This window comes from Actibacterium sp. MT2.3-13A, from assembly GCF_018139985.1.
In the GTDB taxonomy this organism is placed as follows: domain Bacteria; phylum Pseudomonadota; class Alphaproteobacteria; order Rhodobacterales; family Rhodobacteraceae; genus JAGSOU01.
Genome location: NZ_JAGSOU010000035.1, coordinates 1 through 10,462, shown reverse-complemented (window position 1 = coordinate 10,462; position 10,462 = coordinate 1). Strand labels below are relative to the sequence as shown.

The following is a 10,462-nucleotide window of genomic DNA, read 5'->3' as shown; positions in this document are numbered from 1 at the left end:
ATGATCTGCTCGTCCGTAAATCTCGTTCGCTTCATTGTCCGTCCTCAAGTTGGGCCGGACTCTAATCGATGGTGGAGGAAAAATCCCGTAGCAGGTCAGGTGGCGCAAGAGGCATGGCGGCCTGATGCCATCGGAGATGAAGCGGCTGAAGATGCGCGAGGAGGAGAATGGCCGGCGAAAGAAACTGCCCGGAGAATTTCATCGGGTTCCGATGCGCTGGACGAAGCCGGCCGAAACCAGCTGACAGCGCGGAATTGGCCTGCCAACCCGGCCCAGAGGCGCGAAGGCTCGCAGTTTCTTGATGTCACATCGGTGCGGGTTTCGTTCTTTTCTGCGAAAAATACGTTAGGGTGGTCATGTGGGCGCCTTGCATCCGTCTCTGGAGAAGCGGGCCTTGAACGCGTGCCCGTGGTGCGGGAGCGCCTGGCGCCGCGGATTTTCCGCGGACCTGAGTGAGGCTATGCGGATCGAACCGAAACCATGGACCCGCTACCCTTGGTGGCTGCGCCCGTTCTTCTGGAACCAGAAGCGGAAATACGGGGCCGTGCTCGATGCGGCGCTGCTGTGGGGGCGGTCGCCCAAGCTGTTTGCAGGGGTCGCGCTGCTTTATGGCATGATCGAACGCAGATCGTCGCCCCTCGATCCCGCGCTGCGCTCGCTGGTGACGGTGCTTGTATCCCAGGTCAATCATTGTCCGTTCTGTGTCGATCTCAACTCGGCCGCGCTGTTGCGGCGGGGCGTTTCGGCTGAAAAGATTTCGGCGCTGCCGGACTGGCGGACGAGCGATTTGTTCGGCGCGGAAGAGTTCGCGGCGCTCGACTATGCCGATGCGATGACCCGTCACGAGCGCGGCGTTGACGAGGCCGCGTTCGCCCGCTTGACGGAATATTTCGACGAAGATGCGATCATCGAACTGACCGGGCTGATCGCCTTCCAAAACCTCTCCAGCAAGTTCAATGCCGCTCTTGCCGTGCCCGCCCAGGGGTTCTGCCGGCTGCCCGGGCCTGCTGGCGACGGCCCCTCAGATAATGCCGCGAAACCCTCAGGGAAAGGACTTCCCGATGGCCATTGATCTTTCCTTTTTCGGAGCCTCCGGAACCGTAACCGGATCGCGCTACCTGCTGGAAGCCGAGGGCAAGCGCATCCTTGTCGATTGCGGGCTGTTCCAGGGCTACAAGACCCTGCGGCAGCGGAACTGGAAGCCGTTTCCGGTGGATTCCGCCAGCATCGACGCCGTGGTTCTGACCCATGCCCATCTCGATCATTCCGGCTATCTGCCGCGGCTCGTCCGGCACGGTTTCACAGGGCGCATCCACTGCACCGCGGCGACGAGGGATCTCTGCGAGATCCTGCTGCTCGACAGCGCCTACCTCAATGAGAAGGACGCCGAGCGCGCCAACCGCTACGGCTACACCAAGCACAAGCCGGCGCTTCCCCTTTATGACCGTGACGATGCCAAGGCCAGCCTTTCGCAATTTGTGCCGTGGGACTTCGAGACCCGGTTCGAGGCCGCCCGCGGGGTCGGCGCCCGGTTCCGCCGGGCGGGACATATCCTTGGCGCGGCGAGCGTGGAGTTGACGCTCGGCGGGCGCGTGGTGGTCTTCTCGGGCGATATCGGCCGGTTCGACACCCCCACCATGCCCGACCCGAGACCTTTCGAAAAGGCCGACGCCCTGGTCATCGAGTCGACCTATGGCGACCGCAGCCACGCCGGGCGGGACGTGGAGGATGACCTCGCACAGGCGATCACCGAGACGTCGGACCGGGGCGGGACGGTGCTGGTGCCCTCCTTCGCCGTGGGACGGGCGCATTCCCTTTTGTTTCACCTGATGCGGCTCAAGCGGGCCGGACGGATTCCGGACCTGCCGGTGTTCCTTGACAGCCCGATGGCGATCAACGCCGCCGATATCTACTGCGCGCATCTCCAGGATCACAAGCTCACCGCCGCCGAATGCCGCGCCCTCTGCGCGGTGGCGACCTATACCCGCAGCGCCGACGAGTCGCGCGCGCTCAACACAGACCCGATGCCGAAGATCATCATCTCGGCCTCGGGCATGGCCACCGGCGGGCGCGTGTTGCATCATCTGAAGCGCTACCTCCCCGATCCCCGCAACATGATCCTGTTCGCGGGTTTCCAGGCTGGGGGGACGCGTGGCGCCACGCTGGTCGCCGGGGGTGACAGGGTGAAAATCCATGGCGCCTACCACGAGGTGCGCGCCGAGGTGAGGAACCTCCGCCAGCTTTCCGCCCATGCCGACCGCGACGAGCTTCTGCGCTGGCTCGGCGGGTTCCGGTCCGCGCCGGGCCGCATCTTCGTCACCCACGGAGAGCCCGAGTCCTCGGACGCTTTCCGAAAGACGATCGAGGAAGAATACGGCTGGCCCGCAGAGACCCCGGACCACCTGGAAAGGGTCACGCTGTGAGCCGGGCAGCCGGCCCTCCGCCGGCCAGGCCGCACCGGCTCTTGGCGCGCCGCAGCGGCATCGATACCGGCGACGAGCCGGTCATCTTCATGAATTCCGGATGCCACGTCTGCCGCGCCGAAGGGCTGCGGGCGCACAAGCGGGTGCTGGTGTCCGTGGACGGGCGGCAGATCGTGGCGACGGCGCATCACGTCGAAGGGGCGCTCGTGGCGCCCGACGAAGCCGTGCTGTCCGAGGCCGCCTGGCGGCGCCTTGCGCCGGAGCCGGACCAGGCCGTGACGGTCGTTCACCCTCCGACGCTGCCGTCGCTCGGCGAGGTGCGCGGCAAGATCTTCGGCAACCGCCTCGACCGGGCGGCGATGAGGGCAATCGTCGGCGACATCGTCGCGGGGCGCTATTCCGACGTTCACTCCGCGGCGTTCCTGTCCGCCTGCGCGGCGCGGCCGCTGGATCCTGACGAGGTTGAGGCGCTGACGGATGCGATGGTGGCCGTGGGCGACCGGCTGGCCTGGGAGGCGCCGATGATCGCCGACAAGCATTGTGTCGGCGGCCTGCCCGGCAACCGCACCACGCCCATCGTCGTGGCGATCGTCGCGGCGCACGGCGTTCCGATCCCCAAGACCTCGTCGCGGGCGATCACCTCGCCTGCCGGAACCGCCGACGTGATGGAGGTGCTTGCCCCGGTGGATCTGAGCCTGGCGCAGATCCGCCGGGTGGTGGCGCAGGAACAGGGGTGCATCGCCTGGGGCGGCGCGGTCCGTCTGAGCCCGGCGGACGACCTGCTGATCCGCATCGAAAGGGCGCTCGACATCGACGGCCCCGGGCAGTTGGTCGCATCGGTGCTGTCGAAAAAGATCGCGGCGGGGGCGACGCATGTGGTGCTGGATCTGCCCATCGGGCCGACGGCCAAGATCCGCAGCGATGCCGATGCCGCCGAACTGGTTCGCCTCTTCGAGGACGTGGCGGCGCGGTTCGGGCTGGCCGTGCGCCCGGTCCTGACCGACGGCCGGCAACCGGTGGGGCGCGGCATCGGCCCGGCGCTTGAGGCGCGGGACGTGCTCGCCGTGCTCCAGGGCGCGCCCGGCGCGCCCGCCGATCTTCGCGAGCGCGCCGTGACATTGGCCGGGGCGATTCTTGAATTCGTCGGGGCGGTGCCCGGGAACGGGGGCCGGGCGGCGGCGGCCGCGCTCGCAGACGGGCGGGCCTGGGCGAAGTTCCAGCGTATCTGCGAGGCCCAGGGCGGCCTGCGCACCCCGCCGGAGCCGGCGCAATCCTACGATGTAGAGGCCCCCGCCGCGGGCGCGATCGCATCGGTCGACAACCGAAAGCTGGCGCGGGTGGCCAAGCTGGCCGGGGCGCCGGCCGCCGCCGCGGCCGGTGTTACGCTGCATGTGCGGATCGGGGATGTAGTCGCCGCGGGGCAGCCGCTGTTCACCGTCCATGCCCAGACGCGCGGCGAGCTCGACTATGCCCGCGCCTATCTGGAGGGAGCGGGCGACATCATCGGCTGCGAGGCGCCAGGATGAACGGCATCGTCCTCGCCTTGCCCGGAAACGAGGCCATGGCCGCCGCGATCGCCCAGGCGGAGGGGCTGGAACTCGGCGCGATCGAAACGCGGCGGTTTCCCGACGGAGAGACCTACCTGCGTCACCTCTCCGATCTCGACGGCAAGTCGGTGGCGCTGGTGTGCACCCTGAACGATCCCGACGCCAAGCTGGTTCCACTGCTTTTCGCGGCGCGCGCGGCACGCGACCAAGGCGCAGGCCGTGTCGGTCTGGTTGCGCCCTATCTGGCCTATATGCGCCAGGACAAGGCATTCCGGCGCGGCGAGGGCGTTTCGGCCAGGTATTTCGCCGACATGCTCGCAGGCGCGCTGGACTGGCTCGTGACCGTGGAGCCGCACCTGCATCGCATCGCGGGGCTGGAGCGGATCTTTCCCATCCCGACACGGGCGCTGCGCGTCTCTCCCCTTCTGGCGGACTGGATCCGCCACGAGGTGAAGGATCCGGTGCTGATCGGCCCGGACGCGGAAAGCCGGCAATGGGTGACGCTGGTGGCGGACTGCCTTTCGGCACCCTATGCGGTTGCGCGCAAGAGGCGGCTGGGCGACAGGCGGGTGAGGATCGACATGCCGGACCTGTCGCCCTTCAGGGATCGGACGCCGGTCCTCGTGGATGATGTCGTGTCGTCGGGGCGGACATTGCTGGAGCTGGCGGGACGCCTGGATCAGGCATTTCCATCGCCACCCTATTGTGCGGTCGTGCACGGGTTGTTCGGCGGGCATTCCTACGCGCGGCTGGAAGCGGCATGCCAGGCCGTGGCCAGCACGAATACCGTTCCCCACCCCAGCAATGCTGTCGATGTCTCTGCGGATATCGGCGCGGCGCTGCGCGACCTGATCTGAGCCGGCAGGGCCGTCCGGAGGTGACGCCCTATGCCGCGCTCCGACTGCGGCAATGACAATGTTTCCGACCCGCCCTGCAAAGGCCCCCCTGAACTGCGCCGCCTGCAACCTCTCGCCTCCAGGAGCACTTCCCCAGCGGCCCGGCCCCTTGAAGCAAGGCCGTGCCGCCGCCGCCATGGCAAAGCGCTGCATCCGTGCTCGGCGCTCCGAAAGGCCATTTTGCGGGAGGCTTCATTGTGTTAGATTTCTAGTTATGGGCGAGTACATGCCCTGCCCATCCGGGGATGCTGTCACATCGCCCCTTTCCCGGCCCACACATCATGCTGTGATGCCGACGAAGGCAACAGACCGGCTGCAAGGCGCGGCTCAGAATGCCCGCCGGCCGAGAAGGACACGCAAGGGGGAATGCACCATGAGCAAGATCAAGAAAGAAGTCCTGGCCGCGAACGAGAAATACGCGAGCGACTTTGGCGACAAGGCCGACCTGCCGATGCCGCCGGGCCGGGGCTTCGCCATTCTCACCTGCATGGACGCACGCCTCGATCCCGCCAAATACGCAGGTCTGGCCGAAGGCGACGCCCATGTCATTCGCAATGCCGGCGGCCGCGCCAGCGATGATGCCATTCGCTCGCTGGTGATCTCGCACAAGCTGCTCGGGACCAATGAGTGGTTCGTGATCCACCACACGGATTGCGGAATGGAGACCTTCACCGACGAGGTCATGCGCGGCCTGCTGGCCAGCAGCCTCGACACCGCCACGATCGACGAAAGCGGCTGGCGAGACACTGGCAAAGGTCCCGGCTCTCGTGAGGGCGACTACATCGACTGGCTGACCATCCAGGATCAGGCGGAAAGCGTGAAAGCGGATGTCCGGCGCATCAAGAGCCACCCCCTCGTGCCGGACGACATCCCGGTCCACGGCTACATCTATGATTGCAGGACCGGCCGGCTGGTCGAAGTTCCCACGCCATAGTCCGGCCTTGTCGAGATCGTTGACCTGCGGATGGGCTCCCATGCGCGGGTCCGGTGTGAGCCTCACGCTGCGGGGGGCGGAGCATCGCGAGGCCAGACTGACGGCCTTGAGGAACACATAAGGGGAAAGGAGACAAGCCATGCAAGTCGCGGACGTAATGACCAAAGATGTGGTCACGGTGACCGCGGACACGACGGTGGATGAGATCGTGCAGACCCTTCTGCAGCACAATGTCAGCGCCGTCCCCGTTGTCGACAAAAAGAACGCCGTCATCGGACTGGTCAGCGAAGGTGACCTGATGCGGCGGGTGAGGGACGCTGACGCGCCGCGGAGATCATGGTGGCTGGAGCAGTTCGCGGCCCCTGAGAATTCGGCGGCAGAGTTCGTCAAGATGAAGGGGCGCCATGCGCGGGAGGTGATGACGAAGGATGTCGTCACGGTCCCCGAGGACATGCCTGTCGGCCAGGTTGCACGCCTCCTGGAAAAGAAACTGATCAAGCGGGTTCCGGTCGTCCGGGACGGAAAACTGGTGGGCATTGTCAGCCGCTCCAACCTTTTGCAGGGCCTGGGAACGCTGCCGGAGGCCGCTTTGGCGGTGCCGACCCCCGATGACCGGACGCTGCGCGACACGGTTATGACGGCGGTGGCCGAGGTTCCCGCCGTCACGCCCTCCCTGATGAACGTCACGGTCAGCGACGGGGTGGTCCAAATCTGGGGGATCGCCGACAGCGACGCGCAGGAAGACGCGATCCGGGTCGCCGCGGAGAATGTTCCGGGTGTGCGCTCGGTCGAAGCGCATATGGGGCGCATGCCGTATTGGGGCTACGGCATCTGAGGGCGCCGTCACACCGATGCTCGGAGGGGGGCGGAACCGCCCTGCCCTGGCCTCAGCGGTATTCGCCGTGGATGTAGTCCTCCAGCAGCGCGATGGTGAATTTCTGGTCCGCGATGACGGAATTCAGCAGATCGCCGGTCGAGACGATGCCGAGAAGCCTGTCCTCCTCGAGCACCGGCAGATGCCGCACCCGCTTGTGGGCCATCAGCGCCATGCATTCCGCCACCGTCGAGCCAGGCCTGGCGAAGACCACCCGCGTTTCCATGACATCGCCGACGCGCGTCGTCGGCGATGTCTTGCCCTTGAGGAACACGCTGCGGGCATAGTGCCGTTCGGTGAAGATGCCGGCCAGCTGTCCGTTCTGGACGACCGCAACCGCGCCGATATCCTTCTCCTCCATCATCTTGATGGCGTCGTAGACCGAGGCGTCGGGCGAGACCGACCAGACCTCCGGCCCCTTTTCGTCGAGCAATTGCTTCACCGTGGTCATCGCGCACCTCCCTGCTTGCCGATGTGTCAGCCCCGCCGGTACTTCTCCAAGTAAGTGGGCAGGATCGCCCGAAGCGGCGTCGGATCGATCCCGAGATCGGCCAGCCCCGGCGCGGTCCCGCTGACGACATTGTCTGCCCTGAGCAGTTCCACCTGGTCGCGCGTGATCGGCGGCCTGGGAAGGGCCTGCAGCACCGTTCCCAGGATTTCCGCGACGAAGAAAGGCAGAGGCAGCAGCAGCCGCTTTCGATCGATTTCCGCGAGCAGGATTTCCATGAGCCGTCTGAAGGTGTGGATGTCCGGCCCGCCAAGCTCGTAGGTGCGCCCCTGGGTCCCCGGATCGGCGAGGATGGCCGAATAGGCCCTGGCGACGTCGCCGACATATACGGGCTGAAACCTGGTCTTGCCTCCGCCGATCAGAGGCAGCGCCGGAGAGAGCAGCGCCATGCGGGCAAAGCGGTTGAAAAAGTCGTCCCGGGGCCCGAAGACCACGCTGGGCCTGACGATCGTCGCTTCCGGGAACACCCGCCTCACCGCCCGCTCTCCCGCAGCCTTGGACCGGGCGTATTCCGACGGCGACGTTTCGCTGGCCCCGAGGGCAGACATGTGAACCAACCGGTGCACCCCTGCCTTCTTCGCTGCGGCCGCGACGCGACGGGCGCCCTCTTCGTGAATGGGCGCGAATTTCTGCCGTCGGGTCTCGTGAAGGATGCCGACCAGGTTGATGACGTGATCCGCAGCGTCGACAGCGGCGGAGATGGCCGCCTCGTCCTGCACATTGCCATAGACCAACTCGACCGAGCCTTGGGCGCCCGCTGGCGGTTCGAACACGGCCTTCTCCGGATGGCGCACGCCGACGCGCACGGAGGCCCCTTCGGCCACGAGACGTTCAACGATAGAGCGCCCGATGAACCCGGATCCTCCGAAGACTGTGACACGGCCGGGCGACATCTGTTTCACCTAGCCCTTGTCGCGGCCGCGCACATGCGCGGGCGGCGCGGTGGCCTCGATGGCGGTAAAGGCTTCGAGAATGCGATAGGCGTGAGAAGCGCCCTTCGGAACCACCCAAGAGTCGCCAGGTTCCAAACGGACCATCTGACCCTCAATGTGCAACTCCGCCCGGCCGCTGATCACAAAGCCGAGCGTTTCGTAATCCCGGGTCTTTGCCGCCTCCAGATCTCCGGGTGGCTCAGCTTCCCACATCCGCATCGAGACAGCCTTGCCCGACGCGAGTTGTTTCTGACCCATCTCTCCTTTGGGAGAGAATCGTGAGTCGATCTTCTTCACGGTGGTGTCGCTCATGGCGGTCCCCCCTTCTTCCTCTGCGCCCCTCCTCCGTTGGCTGGTGGCTTGCTGCAATTTTGTATCGATTCGGAAATCACGCAATGATCTCCGTCAAGCGCGCCGCGCCGGCCCCCAGGGTACCCCAGGCGGGCAGCGCAGTGGCGAGAGGCGGTGACAAGGCCGCTTGCCGTGCGGCCGCGCGCCGTTCAGAATCCGATCTGCCAAGGAAGAAACGGGCGACGGGCGCATGGAGGGGCGCGATGGATCTCTTCTACATTCTTCTGGTGCTGCTCGTCGTGACCCGCGCCTTCGGGGAACTGGCGGAGCGGCTTTCCCAGCCGGCCCTGGTCGGAGAGCTGATCGCCGGAATCGCGCTTGGCGCCGCGGCGGCCGGCTTTCCGTCGACCTTTCCCGCGCTGAACGGATTGCCTGACAACGAGGTCTTCGTGACCATCACCGATCTGGGGATGTTCTTCCTGATGCTGTTCGCCGGCGTGGAGATGCAGCCCGAAAAGGTGTTCGAGCGTTCCGCCGCCTCCCTGACCGTCGCGATCGGCGGCATGCTGGTGCCGCTGGGGCTTGGCGCGGCGCTTGGCTGGGCGTTTCTGCCGGAATCGCCGCTGCGCCTGACGCAATGCCTCTTCATCGGTGTCGCACTGGCGATCACGGCCGTTCCGGCGACCGTCCGCATCCTCACCGATCTCGGGCAACTCGACTCCCCTGTCGGCCAGATCATCGTCTCGGCGGCGGTGTTCGACGATATCCTGAGCCTGGTGCTTCTGGCCTGGCTTACCGGGATGATGGGCAACGGGGAGGCCCCGGGCCTCGCCGAGTTCGCCCTGCTGTCCGGCAAGGTCGCCCTCTTCCTGGTCCTCACCGCCGCCATCGGGATCTTCGTGTTTCCCTGGGGCGGACGGGTCATGCATAATCTCAGGATCCATGAGCTTGAGATCAGCGCGATGCTGACCGGCGGATTTGCCTTCTCGCTGATCGCCGAGGCGCTGGGCCTTCACTTCATCGTAGGCGCATTCCTCGCCGGCCTGTATTTTGGCCGCGGCACCATTGACGAGGAAACCTACGAGCGTATCCGCAATACGCTGTCTGCCGTGACCTTCGGCTTCCTGGCGCCGATCTTCTTCGCTTCGATCGGTTTCCAGGTGGAGTTCTCGGTCTTCGTCGCCGTGCCCTGGTTTCTCTCGCTTCTGCTTCTGAGCGCCTTTGCCGGCAAACTCCTGGGAGCGGGCGGCGCGGCGCGCGCCTGCGGCTTTGCCGCCAATGAATCGGCCGCGATCGGCGTCGGCATGAGCCCGCGCGGCGCGGTCGAGCTGGTCATCGCCGGGATTGCGCTGGAGGCCGGGCTTTTTGCCACCGATGCCGGCGGCAACCTCATCGTCGCCAACCTGTTCTCGGCGGTGGTCATGATCTCGGTGCTCACCACCGTGATCAGCCCGATGATCCTGAAGTGGGTGTTTGCACGATCCTGACGGTGGTGTCGCTGCGCCAAGATCCGTCAGTCCTTCCGACACGGCCGCCCTTCCGGGTTCCGCAGGGGGTGAGAGGAGCGTCGAATATGTCACGCCCGCCCCGAAGACGACTCCAACCCAGGTCGCCGTCACGATTTGGTGAAAATATCAATGTACCTCACCTTGGCGGGAAGTTATCGATAATCCATGGCCAGGCAGAAAGAAGAAAAATTGGCGTCACGGATCGCGCGTGTCCTGACCGAACGGATCATTTCGGGCGGCATCGCGCCCGGAGCGCGGCTGCGGCAGGATCACATCGCAAAGGAATTCGGCGCCAGCCACGTGCCGGTGCGCGAGGCCTTTCTCCGGCTCGAGGCGCGCCAGCTGGTCGTGAGCGAGCCGAATCGCGGCGTGCGCGTCACCAGCTTCGATATCGAGGAGTTGCGAGAGGTGGCCGAGATGCGCTCGGCGCTCGAGGCCCTCGCCCTGCGCTGACCTGCCCCCCGGTGGTCCCTCGTTCATAACGAGAGTCTGCGGGTTTGGGATTGGTAGTTGGGTTGGTCGGTTTGGGCAAGCGCGCCGGGAGCGGAG

The 10,462-nt window shown here is 66.0% G+C and carries 11 protein-coding genes and 1 pseudogene; 9 read left to right on the top strand and 3 right to left on the bottom strand.

The genetic code is table 11. The features are described from left to right. From KCI33_RS17600 to KCI33_RS17570, 7 genes are all read left to right on the top strand, one after another. Positions 1–456, top strand: a 456-nt coding sequence (locus KCI33_RS17600) for a hypothetical protein (RefSeq protein ID WP_212526109.1), incomplete at its 5' end; no start/stop codon positions are given. Between the two features lie 4 nt (positions 457–460). Next, the gene (locus tag KCI33_RS17595; protein ID WP_212526108.1) at positions 461–1,072 is read left to right on the top strand and encodes a carboxymuconolactone decarboxylase family protein; all 612 of its coding nucleotides are present in this window, start codon (positions 461–463) and stop codon (positions 1,070–1,072) included. Next, on the top strand, positions 1,062–2,423 hold the full coding sequence (locus KCI33_RS17590) for an MBL fold metallo-hydrolase (RefSeq protein WP_249139139.1): 1,362 nt from the start codon (positions 1,062–1,064) through the stop codon (positions 2,421–2,423). Before KCI33_RS17595 ends, KCI33_RS17590 begins: the two co-directional genes overlap by 11 nt. Then, the gene (locus KCI33_RS17585; protein WP_212526107.1) at positions 2,420–3,949 is read left to right on the top strand and encodes a thymidine phosphorylase family protein; all 1,530 of its coding nucleotides are present in this window, start codon (positions 2,420–2,422) and stop codon (positions 3,947–3,949) included. Before KCI33_RS17590 ends, KCI33_RS17585 begins: the two co-directional genes overlap by 4 nt. Beyond that, on the top strand, positions 3,946–4,827 hold the full coding sequence (locus KCI33_RS17580) for a ribose-phosphate diphosphokinase (RefSeq protein ID WP_212526106.1): 882 nt from the start codon (positions 3,946–3,948) through the stop codon (positions 4,825–4,827). Before KCI33_RS17585 ends, KCI33_RS17580 begins: the two co-directional genes overlap by 4 nt. Positions 4,828–5,239: 412 nt before the next feature. After that, positions 5,240–5,800, top strand: coding sequence for a carbonic anhydrase (locus KCI33_RS17575; protein WP_212526105.1), 561 nt, complete (start codon positions 5,240–5,242; stop codon positions 5,798–5,800). 139 nt (positions 5,801–5,939) lie between these two features. Further along, positions 5,940–6,635: a CBS domain-containing protein gene (locus KCI33_RS17570; RefSeq protein ID WP_212526104.1), complete on the top strand. Its 696-nt coding sequence runs from the start codon at positions 5,940–5,942 to the stop codon at positions 6,633–6,635. A 52-nt stretch (positions 6,636–6,687) separates the two neighbouring features. Here KCI33_RS17570 and KCI33_RS17565 read toward each other — a convergent pair whose 3' ends face one another. From KCI33_RS17565 to KCI33_RS17555, 3 genes are read right to left on the bottom strand one after another with little or no spacing between them, the layout of a single operon-like run. Further along, positions 6,688–7,125, bottom strand: coding sequence for a CBS domain-containing protein (locus KCI33_RS17565; protein WP_212526103.1), 438 nt, complete (start codon positions 7,123–7,125; stop codon positions 6,688–6,690). 26 nt (positions 7,126–7,151) lie between these two features. After that, positions 7,152–8,075 carry a complex I NDUFA9 subunit family protein gene (locus KCI33_RS17560; RefSeq protein WP_212526111.1) on the bottom strand — a complete coding sequence of 308 codons (924 nt, stop codon included), beginning with the start codon at positions 8,073–8,075 and terminating at the stop codon, positions 7,152–7,154. Between the two features lie 9 nt (positions 8,076–8,084). Then, positions 8,085–8,426 (bottom strand): cupin domain-containing protein, encoded by a 342-nt coding sequence (locus tag KCI33_RS17555; RefSeq protein ID WP_212526102.1) that lies wholly within the window; start codon positions 8,424–8,426, stop codon positions 8,085–8,087. 83 nt (positions 8,427–8,509) lie between these two features. Here KCI33_RS17555 and KCI33_RS17550 point away from each other — a divergent pair, with 83 nt between their 5' ends. Both KCI33_RS17550 and KCI33_RS17545 read left to right on the top strand, forming a co-directional pair. Then, the gene (locus KCI33_RS17550) at positions 8,510–9,892 is read left to right on the top strand and encodes a cation:proton antiporter (protein ID WP_249139138.1); all 1,383 of its coding nucleotides are present in this window, start codon (positions 8,510–8,512) and stop codon (positions 9,890–9,892) included. A gap of 186 nt (positions 9,893–10,078) precedes the next feature. After that, positions 10,079–10,363: pseudogene (locus KCI33_RS17545) on the top strand (GntR family transcriptional regulator); the annotation flags it as partial. Positions 10,364–10,462: the final 99 nt, after the last annotated feature.